General features: G+C 62.2%; 20 protein-coding genes and 1 tRNA gene. 10 read left to right on the top strand and 11 right to left on the bottom strand.

The window, feature by feature from the left end:
• Window positions 1-23: 23 nt before the first annotated feature.
• From AC3EML_RS29560 to AC3EML_RS29535, 6 genes are all read right to left on the bottom strand, one after another.
• The gene (locus tag AC3EML_RS29560) at window positions 24-1,256 is read right to left on the bottom strand and encodes a MalY/PatB family protein (protein ID WP_352521456.1); all 1,233 of its coding nucleotides are present in this window, start codon (window positions 1,254-1,256) and stop codon (window positions 24-26) included.
• 49 nt (window positions 1,257-1,305) lie between these two features.
• Window positions 1,306-2,430 carry an amino acid ABC transporter permease gene (locus AC3EML_RS29555; protein WP_488505415.1) on the bottom strand — a complete coding sequence of 375 codons (1,125 nt, stop codon included), beginning with the start codon at window positions 2,428-2,430 and terminating at the stop codon, window positions 1,306-1,308.
• An 18-nt stretch (window positions 2,431-2,448) separates the two neighbouring features.
• Entirely contained in the window at window positions 2,449-3,636 is a 1,188-nt protein-coding gene (locus tag AC3EML_RS29550) for an amino acid ABC transporter permease (RefSeq protein ID WP_488505373.1), read from the bottom strand.
• Window positions 3,637-3,807: 171 nt separating this feature from the next.
• Entirely contained in the window at window positions 3,808-4,821 is a 1,014-nt protein-coding gene (locus AC3EML_RS29545; RefSeq protein ID WP_023735055.1) for an amino acid ABC transporter substrate-binding protein, read from the bottom strand.
• A 152-nt stretch (window positions 4,822-4,973) separates the two neighbouring features.
• On the bottom strand, window positions 4,974-5,933 hold the full coding sequence (locus AC3EML_RS29540) for a LysR family transcriptional regulator (RefSeq protein ID WP_352521454.1): 960 nt from the start codon (window positions 5,931-5,933) through the stop codon (window positions 4,974-4,976).
• Window positions 5,934-6,216: 283 nt separating this feature from the next.
• A tRNA-Ser gene (locus AC3EML_RS29535) sits at window positions 6,217-6,306 on the bottom strand.
• A gap of 359 nt (window positions 6,307-6,665) precedes the next feature.
• Here AC3EML_RS29535 and AC3EML_RS29530 point away from each other — a divergent pair.
• From AC3EML_RS29530 to AC3EML_RS29520, 3 genes are all read left to right on the top strand, one after another.
• Window positions 6,666-7,412, top strand: a complete 747-nt coding sequence (locus AC3EML_RS29530) for a hypothetical protein (protein ID WP_023671118.1) — start codon at window positions 6,666-6,668, stop codon at window positions 7,410-7,412.
• A 116-nt stretch (window positions 7,413-7,528) separates the two neighbouring features.
• Window positions 7,529-7,852, top strand: coding sequence for a hypothetical protein (locus AC3EML_RS29525; protein WP_023671119.1), 324 nt, complete (start codon window positions 7,529-7,531; stop codon window positions 7,850-7,852).
• A gap of 252 nt (window positions 7,853-8,104) precedes the next feature.
• The gene (locus AC3EML_RS29520; protein WP_352521453.1) at window positions 8,105-9,094 is read left to right on the top strand and encodes a BMP family lipoprotein; all 990 of its coding nucleotides are present in this window, start codon (window positions 8,105-8,107) and stop codon (window positions 9,092-9,094) included.
• A 398-nt stretch (window positions 9,095-9,492) separates the two neighbouring features.
• Here the strand turns inward: AC3EML_RS29520 and AC3EML_RS29515 are convergent, their stop codons facing one another.
• Window positions 9,493-9,906, bottom strand: a complete 414-nt coding sequence (locus tag AC3EML_RS29515) for a hypothetical protein (protein WP_023671121.1) — start codon at window positions 9,904-9,906, stop codon at window positions 9,493-9,495.
• Window positions 9,907-9,919: 13 nt separating this feature from the next.
• Window positions 9,920-10,126: a SlyX family protein gene (locus AC3EML_RS29510; RefSeq protein ID WP_196813821.1), complete on the bottom strand. Its 207-nt coding sequence runs from the start codon at window positions 10,124-10,126 to the stop codon at window positions 9,920-9,922.
• Window positions 10,127-10,347: 221 nt separating this feature from the next.
• On the opposite strand from AC3EML_RS29510, the gene AC3EML_RS29505 reads away from it, so the two are divergent.
• The 6 genes from AC3EML_RS29505 (at window position 10,348) to deoA (ending at window position 16,636) form a co-directional block, all read left to right on the top strand.
• Window positions 10,348-11,880, top strand: coding sequence for an ABC transporter ATP-binding protein (locus AC3EML_RS29505; RefSeq protein WP_023671123.1), 1,533 nt, complete (start codon window positions 10,348-10,350; stop codon window positions 11,878-11,880).
• Complete coding sequence (locus AC3EML_RS29500; RefSeq protein ID WP_352521452.1) at window positions 11,877-13,016, top strand: ABC transporter permease; 1,140 nt, start codon at window positions 11,877-11,879, stop codon at window positions 13,014-13,016. The genes AC3EML_RS29505 and AC3EML_RS29500 overlap by 4 nt, the downstream gene beginning before the upstream one ends.
• Before the next feature lies 1 nt (window position 13,017).
• Window positions 13,018-13,989, top strand: coding sequence for an ABC transporter permease (locus AC3EML_RS29495; protein ID WP_023683182.1), 972 nt, complete (start codon window positions 13,018-13,020; stop codon window positions 13,987-13,989).
• A 107-nt stretch (window positions 13,990-14,096) separates the two neighbouring features.
• Window positions 14,097-14,489 (top strand): cytidine deaminase, encoded by a 393-nt coding sequence (cdd, locus tag AC3EML_RS29490; RefSeq protein ID WP_023683183.1) that lies wholly within the window; start codon window positions 14,097-14,099, stop codon window positions 14,487-14,489.
• A 12-nt stretch (window positions 14,490-14,501) separates the two neighbouring features.
• Complete coding sequence (locus AC3EML_RS29485) at window positions 14,502-15,317, top strand: purine-nucleoside phosphorylase (protein WP_352521451.1); 816 nt, start codon at window positions 14,502-14,504, stop codon at window positions 15,315-15,317.
• On the top strand, window positions 15,317-16,636 hold the full coding sequence (deoA, locus tag AC3EML_RS29480) for a thymidine phosphorylase (RefSeq protein ID WP_352521450.1): 1,320 nt from the start codon (window positions 15,317-15,319) through the stop codon (window positions 16,634-16,636). The genes AC3EML_RS29485 and deoA overlap by 1 nt, the downstream gene beginning before the upstream one ends.
• A gap of 9 nt (window positions 16,637-16,645) precedes the next feature.
• On the opposite strand, the gene AC3EML_RS29475 is transcribed toward deoA, so the two are convergent.
• The 3 genes from AC3EML_RS29475 to AC3EML_RS29465 all read right to left on the bottom strand — a co-directional run bounded on the left by AC3EML_RS29475 (window position 16,646) and on the right by AC3EML_RS29465 (window position 19,055).
• Window positions 16,646-17,203 (bottom strand): TIGR02281 family clan AA aspartic protease, encoded by a 558-nt coding sequence (locus AC3EML_RS29475; RefSeq protein ID WP_023740923.1) that lies wholly within the window; start codon window positions 17,201-17,203, stop codon window positions 16,646-16,648.
• A gap of 129 nt (window positions 17,204-17,332) precedes the next feature.
• On the bottom strand, window positions 17,333-17,962 hold the full coding sequence (gene upp / locus AC3EML_RS29470) for a uracil phosphoribosyltransferase (protein ID WP_023671129.1): 630 nt from the start codon (window positions 17,960-17,962) through the stop codon (window positions 17,333-17,335).
• Between the two features lie 121 nt (window positions 17,963-18,083).
• Complete coding sequence (locus tag AC3EML_RS29465; RefSeq protein ID WP_352521449.1) at window positions 18,084-19,055, bottom strand: adenosine deaminase; 972 nt, start codon at window positions 19,053-19,055, stop codon at window positions 18,084-18,086.
• 133 nt (window positions 19,056-19,188) lie between these two features.
• Between AC3EML_RS29465 and ubiE the strand changes: the two genes are divergently transcribed.
• Window positions 19,189-19,965, top strand: a complete 777-nt coding sequence (gene ubiE, locus AC3EML_RS29460) for a bifunctional demethylmenaquinone methyltransferase/2-methoxy-6-polyprenyl-1,4-benzoquinol methylase UbiE (protein WP_023691856.1) — start codon at window positions 19,189-19,191, stop codon at window positions 19,963-19,965.
• The last annotated feature ends 15 nt before the right edge of the window (window positions 19,966-19,980 follow it).

The raw sequence follows: 19,980 nt of genomic DNA, 5'->3' as shown, positions 1-19,980 counted from the left end.
ATCCGAAGCACCCTGGCGGTCGATCACAGGGATGCCAGCGCGCTGGACATGCGCTCCAGTCCTTGGCGCAACAGAGGACGCGGGCAGCCGACATTCAGGCGAATGAAGCCTTCGCCGCCAGGCCCATAGACGCGGCCGTCATAGAGATTAACCCCGGCCCGATCGACAAAGAATTTCTGAATTCCACCCACTCGGCGATCGAGCGCGCACGCATCCAACCACACCAGAAACGATGCGTCGGGCCGCATGGGCGTGATGCCTGGAAGGTGTTCACCGGCGAACTCGCAAACCAGATCGATGTTGCCGGCGATGTAGCGCGTGAGTTGGTCGAGCCACGGCGCGCCGCTGCTGTAAGCAACCTCCAGGGCCAGGCGGCCGAAAAAGTTCGCATTCACCATGAATGACGCCTGCATTGCGGCAAGAAGCGCCTCGCGGCGCTTTTTGCTGGCTACCGAAATGGTTGCCGAAGGAACCCCGGCAAGATTGAAAGTCTTCGTTGGAGCGGTGCAGATGAACGATTTCTCCGCAGCATCTTCCGAGATGGAGGAGAAGACGATGTGGGGGCGATCCGACAACCTTATGTCGCAGTGAATGTCGTCGGATATGACCAGGATGCCATGGCGCTCGCAGATGTCGTTGAACGCCGCCAATTCTTCGAGGGTCCAGGCCATTCCGGCAGGGTTGTGAGGATTGCACAGCAGGAATGCCTTGGCACCGCCGGCCGCCAGTTTCTCGAAATCCTCCAGATCGAGTTCATATCTGTTGTTCTGCAGCCTCAGCCGGTTCGTAAGCAGAACCCGCCCGTTTCCCTGAACAACTTCGAAATAGGGCGAGTACACGGGCGACTGCACAATGACGCCGTCACCGGGCTTGGTGAAGGTTCGCAGTATCGCAGCCACGGACGGCATGATCGCCGGCGCGGGAAGCAAGGTCTCCAGTTTCGGCGACCAGTTGTGCCGGTGCGCGAACCACGATTGCACGATCTCATAGTGGCGCGGATCGCGGCGTGTGTAGCCGTAAATGCCATGCTCCGCGGCCTCGCGCAGTCGCGCGATGACGGTTTCCGGAGCGCGGAAGTCCATATCCGCCGTCCACAGCGACAGCAGGTCCTGGCCCTCGACCTGGGGAGAGAACTCGTCCCACTGGTTGGCCCATTTGACAGATCCGAACTGCTGACGGTCGTGGATCTGGTCGAAATCTATTCCCGCGATATGTCGTTGCCCAAGCGCCGATGCGGGCGTGTCTGCACAAGCCATTTGATGGTCACCTTGCCGCGGGCATTGCTTGTGGCATCATCAGCGCCTCCTAGGATTTGTGGCCACGCGCCAATTGGCGCTCCATAGATTGCGAGTAACGCGACATGCCGAAGCAAAAGCTCCAGTAGACCAACCCCGCAAAGAGGTAGCCGGTTGATGAGATCGTCGGGCCTGCCCAGTTCGGATCGACGCGCGCCGTTTCAACGGCCTTCAGGAAATCCGCGATGCCGACGATGGCGACCAGAGTCGTGTCTTTGAACAGACCGATGAAGGTCGAGACGATGCTCGGTATGACGATCGTCAACGCCTGAGGGAGGACGATCAGGCGCATCATGTCGAAGTAGCCGATCCCGAGCGCCTTGGCCGCTTCGTGTTGGCCCTTCGGGATCGCCTGAAGGCCGGCTCTCACGACCTCGGCCATATAGACGGACGAGAACAACGCTATCGCGATGAGCGGGCGCAACAGTCGATCAGGCGTCAGATAATCCGGGACGAAGAGCGGCATCATGAAGTTCGCCATGAACAACACTGTGATAAACGGCACGCCGCGGACGACTTCGATGAACGTGACGCAAACCGTCTTGACGAAAGGGAGTTCCGACCTGCGTCCAAGCGCCAGGATAACCCCGATCGGTAGCGAGAAGACGATACCCACGATCGACATCAGCAACGTGATCAAGAGACCGCCCCAGAGCGTCGTATCGATGACAGGCAAATGAAGCCAGGCAACGCCGCGCACGAGAACGAACGCGGCCACGGGGTAGACGAGGAAGAACAGCAACGCCGCCACTTTGCGCCGCGGAGCCTTCGTCCACAGGAGCCAAACGATGAGGATGGCGCCGATCGCCTGCGCAAGGTCCACCCGCCACCGCTCGGAAACCGGATACGCGCCGTATCGCAGGTAGTCGAACTTCTCGGCGATGAAAGGCCAGCAAGCCCCCTGGCTGTTCGTACGGCAAGCTTCGTGGCCGCCGCTCCAGACCGCGTTGAAGATCGCAAAGCTCAGGAAGTGATGCAGCAGCCACGCGGCGAGGAGGACAAAGCATATTGTCAGCGCGCCTGAGGACGGCGTCGAAAACAGGTTCTTTTTCATCCAGCTCACTGGACCCGGTCGAACGTCCGCGGGAGGCGCCATGGCTGGTATGAGCGCGCTGATGTCAACTGGCGAACGCATGGACTGATCGCTCATCCGTCACCTTTCAACAATTGCAAAATGTCGGTTACACGCGTTCATGACCAACGACGTGGCAAGGGAGATGACGAGATAGACCGACAGGGTAATCGCCATGACCTGGACGGCGGCTCCGGTCTGGTTGAGCACCGTGCCGGCAAAGATCTGAACGAGGTCGGGATAGCCGATGAACACGGCAAGCGACGAGTTCTTGATGAGGTTGAGATACTGGCTTGTCAAAGGGGGAATGATGATGCGCAGCGCCTGGGGAACGACGACCAGACGAAGCGTCTTGCCCGGCGCCAGCCCCAGCGCATGCGCAGCCTCGGTCTGGCCCTTTGGCACTGCCTGAATTCCACCTCGCACGATCTCGGCGATGTATGAACCGGTGTAGACCGACAGACCGATCAGGAGAGCGGCAAACTCCGGATAGAGCTGATGCCCGCCTTGAAAATTGAAACCCCGCAGCTGCGGAGCGACGAACGAGACCGGCTCGCCAGCCGCCAGGAACACGACCAGCGGAAATCCTATCAAGGTCGCCAGACTGACCAGAAGCACCGGCAGCTGCCTGCCCGTCCGTCTCTGGATGCTCCTGGCGCGAAACCAGAACGCAACGCAGCAGGAAATGGCCGCAACGAATGCCAGGCCCACCAGACCCGCTCCCGGATGCAAATGAATCTCCGGAACGATGAGGCCGCGATTGTTGAGGTAGATGCCGCCGGGAATGGCGATGGACGCCTTCGGCGAGGGCAACGGCTTGAGGACGGCGTTGTACCAGAACAGCAGCTGCAGCAATAACGGAACATTGCGCACAAGCTCGACATAGGCGGTCGCCACCTTCGAAACGATCCAGTTCGGCGACAGGCGGGCAACGCCGATGACGAAGCCAAGCAACGTCGCAAACAGGATTGCGAGGAGACTGACGTAGAGGGTGTTGACCACTCCCACCCAGAACGCCTGACCGTAGCTGGACAATGCATCGTACGGTATCAGGGTTTGATTGATGTCGAAGCCGGCAAACTCATTCCAAAAGTCGAATGAGAGCGGAATCCCCCGGACCCGCATATTCGATGCAGTCTGCATGCCGATGCCCAGCGCCAAGGCCAGCAGGCAGCCGGCGAGCAAGAGCTGGTAGAGGATGCCCCGCACCTTCGTATCGTGCAGCGACAACCTCCTGCGCGACGGCGCGGGAAGCGACAAATGGGACATGGGCTGTTCCTATCGGGTCTGTGCAAGGCGCTGACGGTAACACGCCAGCGCCTTGCAACCATGCCTTTGCCTAAAGCGCGTCGGGTTTGAACGGACTCAGGCGACGCGCTTTAGGGTCTTCGTTATGCATGTCGTTGTCTCAAAACCGGGGCCATTTTTGAGCGACATGCATTAGCGGATCGGCGGAGCGTACTGAACGCCGCCTTGGTTCCAGAGCGCGTTCATGCCACGCTCCATTTTCAGCGGCGAATCCTTGCCGACATTGCGTTCGAACACTTCGCCGTAATTGCCGACCTGCTTGATCACCTCGACCGGCCAGTTATCGCCGAGCCCGATGTCCTTGCCTATGCTGCCTTCCACGCCAAGCAGGCGGCGGATGCTGGGATTGTCAGACGATTTCATGGCATCGACGTTCTTGGAGGTGACCCCGTATTCCTCCGCGGCCACCATGACGTAGAGCGTCCACTTCGCCACATTGAACCACTGGTCGTCACCCTGCCGCACCGCCGGGCCAAGCGGCTCCTTGGAGATCAGCTCGGGAAGAACAATGCTGTCGTCCGGCTTGGCCATGCGAAGCCGCGACGCGTTCAAGGTGGAGGTGTCTGCGGACAAGACGTCGCAACGTCCCTCCTCATAAGCCTTCACGACAGCTTCCTCGTCTGCGAAACCAACCGTCGTGTACTTGATCGACTGCGAGCGAAAATAGTCGGCAAGGTTCAACTCGGTCGTGGTGCCCTGGGTGACGCATATCGATGCGCCGTCAAGTCCCTTGGCTGACGTGATATTGTCCGCCTTGCGCACCATGAACCCCTGGCCGTCATAGAAATACGTGCCGGCAAACAGTATGCCTAGCGACGTATCGCGGGACGATGTCCAGGTTGCGTTGTGGGCGAGAATGTCGATCTCTCCCGACTGCAAGGCGGTGAAGCGATCCTTTGGCGTCAATGGGATGAACTTGACCTTTTGCGCGTCCCCGAGCACGGCAGCGGCCACGGCGCGACAATAATCGACGACAAATCCGGTCCATTTGCCTTCATTGTCGGGAAGGCTGAAGCCAGCCGTGGCCGAATTCGTGCCACAGGTCAGCACGCCATTTTTCTTGACATTGTCGAGGGTTGCGGACCACGCCGAGGAGGCGGTGCACGCGATGGCGAGGGCAAGTAGGCCCTTGAACGTTGATCTCATTTCGGCATTCCCCTGTTATTGTTGAAGGGAATGTGCTCTCCAGCCCAAGTATTCGTCAAATCGATTGTTCTCATTGTGAAAATGAGCGCTGCTCATAGTTGCGAAGCACTCCCAGCTGAAAAGCGGTTGAGTGGTGAAGCAGCGCCCGCGACCTATTTTACGGCCGACCCCGGTGCTCCGAGGGTGCCTTGGTGTCTCTTGCTCCGCGATTCGTTGTAGATTCCCACGATGATTTCCCGGAGCCACCTGGTTCCCGGGTCATTCGCCATCTGGCGGTGAACAATAAGCCAGGCATTCACATTCGCTATCGGAAGGGGTGGCGGGACCAACGTCACCTCACTCCTCTCATCCAGCATTTGCAGGATGGCATCACCGCAATGGGTAATCAGTTCAGTGCCGCGAAGCGCCCAGGGCAGCACCGGATAGTTCGAGATGGTCGCAACGACATTGCGGCGAAGACCCATCTGTTTGAGGGCGGCATCCGCGAGGCCTTCCGCCAGGCCATCTGCGGAAATCTGGAGGTGGGAACTGGCCAGATAGGTTTCCAGCGTCATTGCGCTTCTGGCGATCTTGCTTCCGCTCCACACTGCGCAAAACAATCGGTCCTGACCAAGCTCCACCTTCAAGAGACCTGGGTCGTCGCGTATCGCTGCTCCCGTCAGCGCGCAGTCAACTTGTCTCAGATAGACCGATGAACCGATTTCGGGTCCGTTTGCGGGAATGACGTTCAGCGTCGCGCCAGGAGCTTGCCTGGAAAATTCTCGAATGAGGCCCGGGATGAAAACCATGGCATGATAATCTGTAAGTCCAACGCGAAAGTTGCGTCGCGTCGTTGCTGGATTGAAGATCTGATGCCGGTCGATCGATGCGCGGATCGTTGCGAGTGCGGCGGAAATATTCGACAGCAGCTCAACTGCCCGGGGAGTTGGCCGCATCTCGCCGCCATCTCTGGTGAACAATTCATCCTGCAATAGATACCGAAGCTTCGACAGGGAGTGGCTTACAGCTGATTGTGTTCTGCCCAATTCGGTAGCCGCCCGCGTCACGCTCCTTTCCCGCATCATCACGTCAAAGACCCGCAATAGATTGAGGTCGATATCGTTATAATTCATGGAATTACCTCATCTGCGACCTGAGACCGCACCAGGCGGCACTAACGCGTTGGTTGCGACGGTGACAGATGGGGCACGAAGAGTGAAGACAGAGGTCCGGCTACGCCTTTGAAACTCTGGCGGTTGAACAGGTGACGGCGACCGCCGGATCGCTCCGCGGCATTTCTGAGCCTGGCTTGGCGAGCAAGCCGGCAATCCGCCATGAACCCAGGGCGAGCATGTGAAGTAAAGTCAGCCGCACCCGCTGGGTGGGAAATCGCAGGCGGTTTCATTGGCTTGATAATGGCGGAGAGAGCGGGATTCGAACCCGCGTTACGGTCTCCCGTAAACACACTTTCCAGGCGTGCGCCTTCAACCACTCGGCCACCTCTCCGTCCTTGCATTCGCGCCGGCCGGTTTTGCCACGCGGGTTGGGGAGATGCATCCCTTTGGGATTTGCGGGAAGACCCGCTTGATGGACACCGCCAACCAGCGGATGCCCTTCCCGGCGCCCGTCAATCAAACAGGCGCGGGGCTCATCTAGTCGATCCGGCGCCGAATGCCAAGCCATAACGGCAGTCTATTCGCTTTGCCGGCCATGCATCGTTTCGCGGGGCTTTGAACGGCTCCGCTTCTAAGGCGCTTCGGTTCTGAATGGTGTGCACGGGCAAGGCGGCAGGGCCGGCCGCGCTTGACTTCGCCCCTCGCCACCTGTCGAGTGCGGCGGAGGCTTTGCGGGGGCAACGTCCAGACATGACATCGAGCAATGAACAGCCGGCCAGCGGAACGCCGGCCGGAGGCATGCCAGGCGGGCTGACGCCCGCAGGGCCTCCGGACAGCGGGCTGTCCTTCGTGCCCGTGGTCTGGCTCCTCTTCGTCATGGCATGGTCGGTCTACTGGCTGGTCTCGGCGCGGTGGCTGTTCGAGAGTTCCGGCCTGCCGGACAGGGTCTTCTATTTCGTGCTTGGCGGACTGGCCTTCGACATCGTCACCATCGTGTGGGGGCTTTATCTGCTCGGCCTCGCCTTAAGCCGTTCCGCGCGCTTTCCGCGTCATTTCACCATCTGGCAGATCACCACTATCGCCTGGCGGCTGGCCGAGCAGGTCTATGCGCTGACCGTGCCCGATTTCACCGTCTCCGCCAGGGAGCTTGCGATCGCCGCCACCGAAATCGTCATCGGCCTGTTTTGCATTTACCTGCTGCGCCGCGGCGACGAGGCCAAGGCCTTTTATGCAAGGCCGGAAGCGCAGGCACCGTCAGCCTTTAGTTCGATCGTCGCCGCGCTGGCCGGCATCACCCTCGGCGCCGTCGTCGGCGCCGTCGCCGGCTTCGCGCTTGGCGCGGGGATCGCCGAAGCCACCGACATCAGCTGTTTCGAAGGCGGCTGCGGCTACTTCGCGGTGTTCATCGGCCTTGCCGGGCTGGTGGTCGGGGCCATTGGCGGCGGCGTCCTCGGCGTCTGGCTCGTCCATCGGCGGAGCCGAAAGGTGGCCATATAGGCGGGCGATAGGCTTCAAATTCGCGTATGGCGATTGCACGCGGGGCGTGCGCATTCTATTCCTCGCCTTTGACCGGAAGGTCCTCGGGAGGAACTTGAGGACCGGGGAAGATTTCGATGTTGCGTTTTTTGTTTCGCCTCGCGGCCATGATCGCACTCTCGGTCGCCGTCATCATGGCCGTGCTCGACGCGACGCGCTCGGTGGCGGCTTCCACATTGGTCATGACGCCGCTGAATTCGAGCTGGCTGGCGGTTTCGCCCGACACCCGCGCGGCCTTCGAGACCTTCGTGCGCGCCAAGGTCAATCCGACGATATGGGATGGCGGCATCGCCTGGGTGCTTGCCCAGCCGGGGTTTGCCGTGTTCGCGGTGCTTGCCTTCATCCTCTATGCGATCGGCTACCGGCGCCGGCGGCGCGGCGGAGAATTCGCGCCGGGCTGATGGGTTGTCCCAGCGGACTTGCGACGACAACGCGGCAATCGTCCACAGCTGTCACCGCATTGGGCATGTTTTTCCAACGGGGGGCATGCTTTTCCAAAAGGTCAAAATTCCGCGTGAATTTTGTTTCGGGCCGTGCCAGATTGCCTTGAGCGGGAGGGGAGTACACTCCTGGCTGATGCCGCATGCCTGCCGGAGAACCGGGCAGGCGGGCGGCGCGTAACGGAAAAAAATAACCGACAGGGTGTGGATCACATGAAACGTATCGTTCTCGGCCTCCTGGCCGCAACCGCAATGGTTCTTCCGGCTTTCGCCGCGGATGTCCAGCCGGCCATCCTCTACGATCTCGGCGGCAAGTTCGACAAATCCTTCAACGAGGCTGCCTATCACGGCGCCGAAAAGTTCAAGACCGAGGCCGGCACCGCCTATGTCGAGTTCGAAGTGTCGAACGCCTCGCAACGCGAGCAGGCGCTGCGCCGCTTCGCCGAGGACGGCCGCAACCCGATCGTCATGGCCGGCTTTGCCTGGGAGGATGCGCTGAAGGTGGTCGCGAAGGAATATCCCGATCTCAACTTCGCCATCATCGACGATGCCGTCGATATGCCCAATGTCCGTTCGCTTGTGTTCAAGGAAAACGAAGGCTCCTATCTCGTCGGCATCATGGCGGCGATGGCCTCGAAGTCCAAGAAGGTCTCCTTCATCGGCGGCATGGACATTCCGCTGATCCGCAAGTTCGAATGCGGCTATGTCGGCGGCGCCAAGGCGGCCGGTGCGACCGACGTCATCCAGAACATGACCGGCGACACGCCCGCGGCGTGGAACGATCCGGCCAAGGGCGGCGAGATCGCCAAGACACAGATCGACCAGGGCTCCGACGTGGTCTATGCCGCGGCCGGCGGCACCGGCGTCGGCGTGCTGCAGGCGGCGGCGGATGCCGGCAAGCTCGGCATCGGCGTCGATTCCAACCAGAACGGCCTGCAGCCCGGCAAGGTGCTGACCTCGATGCTGAAGCGTGTCGACGTGGCCGTCTACACCGCCTTCATGGACGGCAAGAACGGCACCTTCAAAGGCGGCCTGCAAAATCTCGGCCTCAAGGAAGGCGGAGTCGACTACGCCATGGACGACAACAACAAGGCGCTGGTCACCGACGAGATGAAGGCGGCGGTCGAAAAGGCGAAAGCCGACATCATCGCCGGCACGATCCAGGTGCACGACTACACCGCCGACAACGCCTGCCCGTATTGATCGGCAAGTTATTTCTTTGTTTTGACGCAATTCCGGACGGAAAACCGCTTCACACTTTTCCTGAAATTGCTTTAGGTTTCGAACCGCCGGGTGAAAGCCCGGCGGTTTTGTTTTTGGAGGGTTGGAAGGACGTTGAAGATTGGCGAAGATCTCGGCGACGTCCGATCTCCCCCCTTGCGGGGGAGATGCCTGGCAAGGCAGAGGGGGGTGCTGTCCCTCGGCCTAACAGCCAATTCACCGTTCATTCCCAACGGAAGCCATTAAGGTTGGCGATCCTTCACACCCCCCTCTGGCCTGCCGGCCATCTCCCCCGCAAGGGGGGAGATCGGCAGTTCCGGCGTTGCGGGCTCGGCGAAGCTGAGACGGAGAGGGGAGCGCCGTATGCGGTTGGCCGTAGGTCAGGGCAGAAGCGCACTTCCTGTCGACAACAGACCGACGAGATAACCCACCGCAAACACCACGATCAGCGCGATGGCGATGACGGCGCCACGCCGGCCGCCGAGCGAATGCACGCCGACGCCATAGGGCTTCCGCTCCAGTCTGCCGATCACCGGCTTTACCTCGTCCTGGCCGACTACACGCATCTGCGGCAGTTCGGCGATGCGTTGCGAGATCAGCTGCCAGCGATCGCTGCCGCCCGATGGCCGCCCCGTGCGATCGAAGACATGCATACGCTCGGCCAGCCGCATCACCGTGTCGCGGAAGGCGGGATCGATCTCCAGGTCGCGCTCGGCACGCTCGCGGTCGCGATCGTTCATCAGGCCAAGCACATAGTCGCCCGCCCGCGCAACGCGATCGCTTTCACCGGCCATCGGCTTCTCCTTGCTACCAGTGCGGCGGTTTGGTTATCGGCACGTCGGGGGCCGACTGTTCCTCCAGCGCCATGAAGCGCCCGGTCAGCGCATCGAGCTTGCGCTGCATGCGTTCGATCGCCGTCCACTGTTCGGCGATCTGGCCCGACAGTTCCTCGATGGTCTTTTCCTGTTCAGCGGCGCGGATTTCCAGCGTCGTCAGCCGGTCGACAGGCATGATCATTCGAAACTCCCTAGGTCTTGGTGCACGCAGTTGCAGCATGATGATGCGACTGTTGACCCTTGCATATTAGTGAATGTGAAGGTCTGCGGCCACGTTCGAAATTGACAAGCGCACCGGGATTTGTCGAGAGTGGCCACTGCGCCGCCAATTGGCACGGGTGGGGCATCATGCTAGGCGTTTTGACCAAGCGATAAAAAAATAAGAGTGGGACAGGCTGCATGGCGCAAGCCGCAATCGAACTGATCGGCATCAACAAGAGTTTTGGCGCCGTTCGCGCCAATCGCGACATCAATCTGGAGATCGCACGCGGCACCATCCACGGCATCGTCGGCGAGAACGGCGCCGGCAAGTCGACGCTGATGTCGATCCTCTACGGCTTCTACCAGGCCGACAGCGGCGAGATCCGTGTCGGCGGCAAGCCGGCGTCGATCAAGACCTCCAACGACGCCATCGCGCTCGGCATCGGCATGGTGCACCAGCACTTCATGCTGGTCGACAATTTCACCGTGCTGGAAAACATCATCCTCGGCGCCGAAAGCGATGCGCTGTTGAAAAAGAGCATCGCCAAGGCGCGCTCCGAACTGGAGCGGCTCGAGCGCGAATACGGGCTGGAAGTCGATCCCGACGCCATCATCGAGGAATTGCCGGTCGGCCTGCAGCAGCGTGTCGAAATCCTGAAGGCGCTTTATCGCGGCGCCGAGATCCTGATTCTCGACGAGCCGACGGGCGTGTTGACGCCGGCCGAGGCCGACCATCTGTTTCGCATCCTCAGGCAATTGAAGGACCAGGGCAAAACGGTGGTGCTGATCACCCACAAGCTGCGCGAGATCATGGCCATCACCGACAATGTCTCGGTCATGCGCCAGGGCACGATGGTGGCGACGCGCGAGACCAGCAAGACGACAGTCGGCGAACTGGCCGAACTGATGGTCGGGCGGCGCGTGCTGCTGCGGGTCGAAAAGGGCGAGACGGAGGCCGGTGCGGTCAAGCTCGCAGTCAAGAACCTGACGGTGAAAGACCAGCGCGGCGTCACCATGGTCGACGACATCTCCTTCGATATCCGCGCCGGCGAGATCGTCGGCATTGCCGGTGTCGCCGGCAACGGCCAGTCCGAACTGCTCGAGGCGATTTCCGGCATCAGGCGCGCGGTTTCCGGCTCGGTGATGCTCGATGGCAAGCCGATCGACCTGACCGGGGCCGCCGATCCCGGCGAGTTGCGCGACCGTGGGCTCGCCCATGTGCCGGAGGACCGCCATCATGTCGGCCTGGTGCTGGCCTTCGAGGAGAACGAGAATTCGATCCTCGGCTACCATGACGACCCGCGCTACCTCAATGGGCCGTTCCTCAACATCGACGCCATCATGACCGATGCCAAGGACAAGATAGAGAAGTACGACATCCGTCCCGGCAATCCGCGTCTGAAGACGGCGAATTTCTCCGGCGGCAACCAGCAGAAGATCGTGCTGGCGCGGGAAATGGAGCAGGACCCCGGTGTTCTGATCGTCGGCCAGCCGACGCGCGGCGTCGATGTCGGCGCCATAGAATTCATCCACAAGCGGCTGATTGCCATGCGCGACCAGGGCAAGGCGGTGCTGGTGGTGTCGGTCGAGCTCGACGAGATCCGTTCGCTGTCCGACCGCATCCTGGTGATGTTTGCCGGGCGCATCGTCGGCGAACGTGGCCCTGAGGCGACCGAGGGCGAGCTTGGCCTGCTGATGGCAGGCATCGATCGCCAGGAGGCGGCAGAGTGAGCACGCCTTACGCCAAACTGCCGGCCTGGGCCGATTATGGGCTGATCCCGCTGATCAATCTGTCCGTGGCCTTCATCGTTGCCGGTTTCGTCGTCATGCTGGTCGGCGAAAACCCGCTTCGTGCCGCCGTCATCCTGGTCGAGGGCGCTTTCGGCAAGGGAACCGGCATTGCCTTCACGCTGTTCTATGCCACCACCTTCATCTTCACCGGCCTGTCTGTGGCGGTGGCCGCGCATTGCGGCCTGTTCAACATCGGGACCGAGGGCCAGGCCTATATTGCCGGCCTTGGCGTGGGCGTGGTCTGCCTCGCCTTCGACACTGTGCTGCCGTGGTGGCTGACCTTTCCGCTGGCGATCGTCGCCGGAGCCGCCGTCGGTGCGCTGTGGGCGCTGATCCCGGCCTATCTGCAGGCCAAGCGCGGGTCGCACATCGTCATCACCACCATCATGTTCAACTTCATCGCGGCCTCGATCATGGTCTACCTCCTGGTCGGGCCGTTGAAGCCGGCAGCGTCGCAGGCGCCGCAGACGCGCAACTTCCTCGCCGGCGCCGAACTGCCCAAACTCAACTGGATCATCGAACTGTTCGGCGCCAAGATCCGCTCGGCGCCGTTCAACATCTGCTTCATGCTGGCGCTGCTCATGGCATTCCTGGTCTGGCTGCTGATCTGGCGCACCAAGCTCGGCTACGAGATGCGTACCTATGGGCACAGCCCGAAGGCGGCGCGCTATGCCGGCATTTCGGAGACCCGCATCATCATCATCGCGATGATGATCTCGGGCGCGCTGGCCGGCATGATGACACTCAACCCGGTAATGGGCGACCAGCACAATGTGGCGATCGATTTCGTCTCCGGCGCCGGCTTCGTCGGCATTGCCGTGGCGCTGATGGGCCGCCTGCATCCGGTCGGCATCGTGCTGGCGGCGATCCTGTTTGGCATGCTCTACCAGGGCGGCGCCGAACTTGCCTTCGAGATGCCGGCGATTTCCCGCGACATGATCGTCATCATCCAGGGCCTGGTCATCCTGTTTGCCGGCGCGCTGGAGCACATGTTCCGGCCCTATGTCCAGGCGCTGTTCGCCTCGTTCAGTCCAAGGTCGGTCGGCATCGAAGCGGTCAAAGGGAAGGGCGCCTGAGATGGACGTCTTCATCGCCATCGTGCAGATCCTGGACTCGACCATACGCCTGTCGGTGCCGCTGCTGCTCGCTTGCCTCGCCGGCCTCTATTCGGAACGCGCAGGCGTTTTCGACATCGGGCTGGAAGGCAAGATGCTGGTCGGCGCCTTTGCAGGTGCGGCCGCCGCTTCGGTCTTCCATTCGGCCTTCCTCGGTCTCGGCATGGCGATCGTGATGTCGGTCGCCTTTGCCCTGGTGCACGGCTTCGCCTCGATCACCCATCGGGGCAACCAGATCGTCTCCGGTGTGGCAATCAACTTCGTTGCCGCCGGCTCGACCATCATTCTGGGCCAGGCCTGGTTCCAGCAGGGCGGGCGAACGCCGGCGCTGCAGCCGGGCGAGCGTTTCGAGGCCATCACTCTGCCAGGTGCTGCCGCCATCCACGACGTGCCGATTATAGGGCCGATCTATTCCGAGCTTTTGTCCGGCCATTCGATTCTGGTCTATCTCGCTTTCGCCATGGTGCCGTTCACCTGGTGGGTGTTGTTTCGCACCCGCTTCGGCCTGCGCCTGCGCGCCGTCGGCGAGAACCCGGCCGCCGTCGACACCGCCGGCATCTCGGTCGCCTGGCTGCGCTACCGGGCGCTGATCTGCACCGGTGTGCTGACCGGCATTGCCGGCGCCTACCTCTCGATGGTGCAGAATGGCGGCTTCGTGAAGGACATGACCGCGGGCAAGGGCTACATCGCACTGGCGGCGCTGATCTTTGCCAAATGGCGACCGGTCAACGCTATGTTCGCATGCCTTCTGTTCGGCTTCCTCGACGCGGCGGCGATCCGCCTGCAGGGTTCGCCGCTGCCGTTGATCGGCAAGGTGCCGGTGCAGTTCATGCAGGCGCTGCCCTATGTGCTGACCGTGATCCTGCTTGCCGGCTTCATCGGCAAGGCGATCCCGCCGCGCGCCGGCGGCGTGCCTTATGTCAAGGAACGTTGATCCGGGCGCCCAGGAGCACTGAGCCGAACATGCGGCTGGTGCTCGAAAGGCGCCAGCAAAACGCAAATGGCCGGGTTTTGACCACGATCGTCGGAGAGAACACCTGAATGTCGCATGATCTGTTCGAAGCCGCGCAGGAGGCCATGGCCAAGGCCTACGCGCCCTATTCGAAGTTTCCGGTGGGTGCGGCGTTGCGCACCGAGGACGGCCGTGTCTTCACCGGCGCCAACATCGAGGTCGCGTCCTATCCGGAAGGCTGGTGCGCCGAGACCACGGCGCTCGGCCATTACATCATGGGCGGCGGCGGCAAGATCGTCGAGATCGCCGTCATTGCCTCGCGCATGGCCAAATGCTCGCCCTGTGGCGGCTGCCGGCAAAGGCTGGCGGAGTTCTGCCGGCCGGACACGAAGCTCTATCTTTGCGACAACACCGGCGTGGTCGAGACCGTGACGATGGGCGACATGCTGCCCTACGGGTTTCGTGGCGACATTTTGAAGTGAGAGTTGGCTGATATGAAGGAAGCTCTGGACCACCTCGTCGAAAGGCTGGACGGGTTAGCGCCGACAACGGCGATGGTGCTGGGGTCGGGCCTTGGCGGGCTTGTCGACCAGGTCGAGAATGCCGTGCGCATCTCTTATGCCGACCTGCCGGGTTTCCCCCGCAGCGGGGTGACTGGCCATGCCGGCGAGGTGGTCGCGGGGCTTTTCGCCGGCACGCCGGTGCTGATGCTGTCCGGCCGCGCCCATTACTACGAGCACGGCGTTGCTGCTGCAATGCGGCCGGCGCTGGAGGTGCTTGCCGGCATCGGCATCACCAAGCTGATCCTTACCAATGCCGCCGGCTCGGTCGATCCCGACATGCTGCCAGGATCGGTGATGCTGATCACCGATCACATCAATTTCTCCGGCTCCAACCTGCTGATCGGCGAACCGAGCGACCGCCGCTTCGTCGGCCTGACCGAAGCCTATGATGCCGGCTTGCGCGCGGCGATCGAACGGGCGGCGAAGGCGACAGGGACGGCGCTGCACAAGGGCGTCTATATGTGGTTTTCCGGTCCGTGTTTCGAAACCCCTGCTGAAATCCGCATGGCGCGCGTCATGGGCGCCAATGCGGTAGGGATGTCGACCGTACCGGAGGTCATTCTCGCCCGCTTCCTTGGGCTTCGGGTAGCCGCCTGTTCGGTGATCACCAATCTCGCCGCCGGGATGACCGGGGCGGAACTGTCGCACCAAGAGACCAAGGACATGGCGCCGATCGGCGGCGCACGGTTGGCGACGATCCTTGCGCATGTGTTCCAGGATGGGTTGCCGGAGCCAAAGGGCACCTGATGCTTCCCCAGGAAATCATCCGCCGCAAGCGCGACGGCCAGAAACTGTCGGCGCAGGAGATTTCGGCCTTTGTCGCCGGCGTAACTTCGGGCAGCGTCTCGGACGGTCAGGTCGGCGCCTTTGCCATGGCGGTGTTCTTCAACGGCATGAACCGCGACGAGGCGGTGGCGCTGACACTGGCGATGCGCGATTCCGGCGATGTGCTCGACTGGTCGGATCTGCCGGGTCCGGTCACCGACAAACATTCGACCGGCGGCGTCGGCGACAATGTCTCGCTGATGCTGGCGCCGATCGTCGCCGCTTGCGGCGCCTATGTGCCGATGATCTCCGGCAGGGGCCTTGGGCATACCGGCGGCACGCTGGACAAGATGGATGCCATCCCAGGCTATATCAGCCAGCCGGATATCGCGCGCTTCCGCAAGACGGTGCTCGAGACCGGCTGTGCCATCATCGGCCAGACCGCCGATCTCGCGCCCGCCGACCGTCGGCTCTATGCGATCCGCGATGTGACCGGAACGGTGGAATCGGTGCCGCTGATCACTGCTTCTATCCTGTCGAAGAAACTCGCGGCTGGCCTGCAGTCGCTGGTGCTCGACGTCAAGGTCGGCAATGGCGCCTTCATGGAGAAGTCGCGCGACGCGACAGCACTGGCCAACAGCCTGGTCGAGATCGCCAACGGCGCCGGCCTGAAGGCCTCGGCGCTGGTCACCGGCATGAACGAGCCGCTGGCGTCGGCGGCCGGCAACGCGGTCGAGGTGCGCAACGCCGTCGATTTCCTCACCGGGAGGCTCCGCGACAAGCGACTGGAGGATGTGACGCTGGCGCTGGCCGCCGAGATGCTGCAATCGGCAGGGCTGGCGTCGTCCAATCAGGACGGTCTCAGGCGCGCGGCCGAGACGCTGGCCGGCGGCCGCGCGGCAGCCGCCTTCGCGCGTATGGTGACAGCGCTTGGCGGTCCCGCCGATTTCGTCGAGAAGCCGGAAAAATACCTGCCGAAAGCGGCGGTGGAGTTTGCGGTCAAGGCGACAGGCAACGGTTTTGCCACCGGTATTGCCACTCGCGATATCGGCCTTGCTGTGGTCGGGCTCGGTGGCGGGCGCACGCGGCCGGACGACAGGATCGACCATGCGGTCGGCATCACCAGGCTACTGCCGCTCGGCGCCGAGGTGCGGGCCGGCGAGCCGCTGGCGCTGGTCCACGCCCGCACGCAAGTGGAGGCCGAAGCGGCCGCAGCCGCCGTGCTTTCGGCCTATACGATCGGGGCGTCGAAACCAGCCGCCGACAAGACTGTCATCCGGCGCGTGCTGCCGCGCGGGTAGCGGAAGGCGCTACTGCACCAGCAACAGTGTGCCGTTTTCGACCTGGTATTTTGCCAGCCGCTGCAAAAAGCTCATGCCGATCAGGTTGGTGCGCAGCGCCTTGTCGTCGAGGACCACGGCCTGGATGTTGTCGACGCTGATCTTGCCGATCTGCAGGCGGTCGATGTTGACCACAGCGGCCCTGATCGCGCCATTGGCGGTGTTGACCTGATGGCTGAAATCCGACGGGTTGAGCGAGATGCCGATGCGGCGCGCCGTCGAGGTGTTGATGGCGACCAACGTGGCGCCGGTGTCGATCATGCCGTCGACCTGGCGGCCGTTGAGCTTGAAGGCGGAGGTGAAATGGCCGCGCTCGTCGGCCGCCACCAGGACCTTGCGACCGGTGGGCAGCGGTGCGGCCGGCTTGTCGGGAACCGAGGCGAGGCTCAGCTCGGGCTGCGGTTGCGGCTTGCCGGCGACGGTCGACTTCAACAGGTTGTCGAGAATCTGCGGGTTCGACTGATAGACGATCGGGATCGATGCCGACGTTCCGGCGAACACGCCCAGAATGAGAAGCTTGCGCAGCATGAACGGACCTTCGTGAAGGCCCATTCTCGTGCGCACGTGGTGTTTGCCGCTTTAACGCCAACCCCAAACCGCGGCTTTGCGTAAACGGGCGGTAAACGACTGGATGTCAGCTGGCCTTGCCAGCCGCCGTCATTTGGTTCCGTACATGCGGTCGCCGGCATCGCCGAGGCCGGGCATGATGTAGCCCTTCTCGTTGAGCTGGCGGTCGATGGAAGCGGTAAAGACCGGGACATCCGGATGCGCCTTGGTGAAGCGCTCGATGCCTTCTGGCGCCGCCAGCAGGCAAAGGAAACGGATGTTGGTGGCTCCGCGCTCCTTCAGCTTGTCGATGGCCGCGATGGCCGAGTTCGCGGTCGCCAGCATCGGATCGACGACGATCACCAGCCGGTCGGCGAGATCGCTCGGCGCCTTGAAGAAATATTCCACCGCCTCCAGCGTTTCGTGATCGCGGTAGAGGCCGACATGCGCGACGCGGGCCGCCGGGACCAGGTCGAGCAGGCCTTCGAGCAGGCCATTGCCGGCGCGCAGCACCGAGGCGAAGACCAGCTTCTTGCCCTCCAGCGTCGGCGCTTCCATGGTTTCCATCGGCGTTTCGATGGTCGTCGTCGTCAGTTCGAGGTTGCGGGTGACCTCGTAGCCGAGCAGGAGCGAGATCTCGCGCAGCAGCCGCCGGAAACCAGCGGTCGACGTCTCCTTCTTGCGCATGATGGTGAGCTTGTGCTGGACAAGCGGGTGGTCGACGACGGTGACGCCCTGCATGGGTTGCTCCAGTGAATGGTGAATAGTGAATAGTGAATAGTGAGCAGGTTTGCGAGTCCCGATGGATCGATCATTGCCGTTGACAGGCCGAACCGCCGGCAAACCAGTCACCAGTCACCAGTCACCTCTTCGCATCGAGCCGGGCAAGCAGCGCGCTTTTCGTCTTCCTGTCGACGAAAGCCGCTTCGATCGCCGTCCTGGTGACGGCGGTCAAAGCTTTTTCATTCATGGAGAAATGCTCGGCGGCGATGTCGTATTCGCGCTTCAGCGAGGTCCAGAAATAGGGTGGGTCGTCGGAGTTCAGCGTCACCTTGCAGCCGGCCGCCTGCAGGGCAGGCAAAGGGTGATCGGCGAAACTGTCGTAGACTTTGAGCGCGATGTTGGAGCCGGGGCAGCATTCGAGCACGATGCCCTCATCGGCGATGCGGCGCACCAGGTCGGGATTTTCGATGGCGCGCACGCCATGGCCGATGCGCGAGGGGCGGATGTGGTCGAGTGCGGCCTGCACCGTCTCCCAGCCGGTCAACTCGCCGGCATGGATGGTGATGCCAAGACCCGCTTCACGGGCGATCTCGAAGGCCCTGACATAATCCTCCATCTCGCCCATGCGTTCATCGCCGGCGACGCCGAAGCCGGTGACCAGCGGATTTCCGCAGCGCGCCGCAAAACGCGCCGCCTGCTCGATCGATTCGACGCCGACATGGCGTACGCCGGTGACGATCATGCGGCCCTCTATGCCGGTCTTGGCTTTGGCGCGCAGCATGCCTTCGCCGAGCGCATCGGTGTAGGCCTTGGGCGACAGGCCGGCCCTGACGGCATGGTCGGGCGAGGTGAAGACTTCGGAATAGATGGCGCCGTCGCGGGCAAGGCTGGTCAGATAATGGTCGGCGAGGCGGGCATAATCCTCCTCGGAGCGGAACAGGTCGGCGGAAAAGTCGTAAGCCGCGAGGAAAGAGGTGAAGTCGTGCCAGACGAACGAGCCGTTCTGGATATAGGGCGAGGTGTCCTTGCCGTATTTCTGCGCCTGGCGGACGACGAGTTCGGGCGCCGCTGCCCCCTCGATGTGGCAGTGCAGTTCCGCTTTCAAAGGCATGCAGTTATCCCGTCTCATCAGTCCAGGCCGTAAGCCCACCACCTGGAAGCGCGGCCGAACACCGCGCCTTAAACAATAGCGCCCGCACCATCGATCGGCTATGGTCCCGCCGGTTTTATGACGGATCAAAATAATGTCAGTTGAGAGAACCACGGCCGCGGGCGGCATGGAAACCTCCTATGGTTTCAAGAAGGTAGGGCCAGGCGACAAGCAGCCTCTGGTCAATGAGGTTTTCCACAAGGTGGCGAACCGCTACGACCTGATGAACGACCTGATGTCGGCCGGGCTGCACCGGCTGTGGAAGGATGCCATGGTGACATGGCTCAATCCGCCGAAACGTCCGGGCTGGAAAGTGCTTGACGTGGCGGGCGGCACCGGCGACATCGCCTTCCGCATTGTAGACGCCAGCCATGGCAACACGCATGCCACGGTGCTCGACATCAACGGCTCGATGCTTAGCGTCGGCCGTGACCGCGCGGAGAAAAAGGGCCTGTCCGGCAACACCGATTTCGTCGAGGCCAATGCCGAGGAACTGCCTTTCACCGATAGCACCTTTGACGCCTACACCATCGCATTCGGCATCCGCAACGTGCCGCGCATCGATGTCGCGCTGACGGAAGCCTTTCGCGTGCTGAAGCCCGGCGGACGGTTCCTGTGCCTGGAGTTTTCCGAGGTCGAGATGCCGCTGCTGGACAAGGTCTACGAAGCCTGGTCGTTCAACGCCATTCCGCAGATCGGCAAGATGGTGACGGGCGAGGGCGAACCCTATTCCTACCTGGTCGAATCGATCCGCAAATTTCCCAATCAGCAGAACTTTGCTGCCATGATCACCCGCGCGGGCTTCGAGCGCGTGTCGTTCCGCAACTATTCCGGCGGCATCGCAGCGCTTCATTCGGGCTGGAAGCTTTGAGGCCGGACAATTTGC

The sequence above is a fragment of the Mesorhizobium sp. P170090 genome, assembly GCF_057786115.1.
This window is presented reverse-complemented; position numbering and strand designations above follow the sequence as displayed.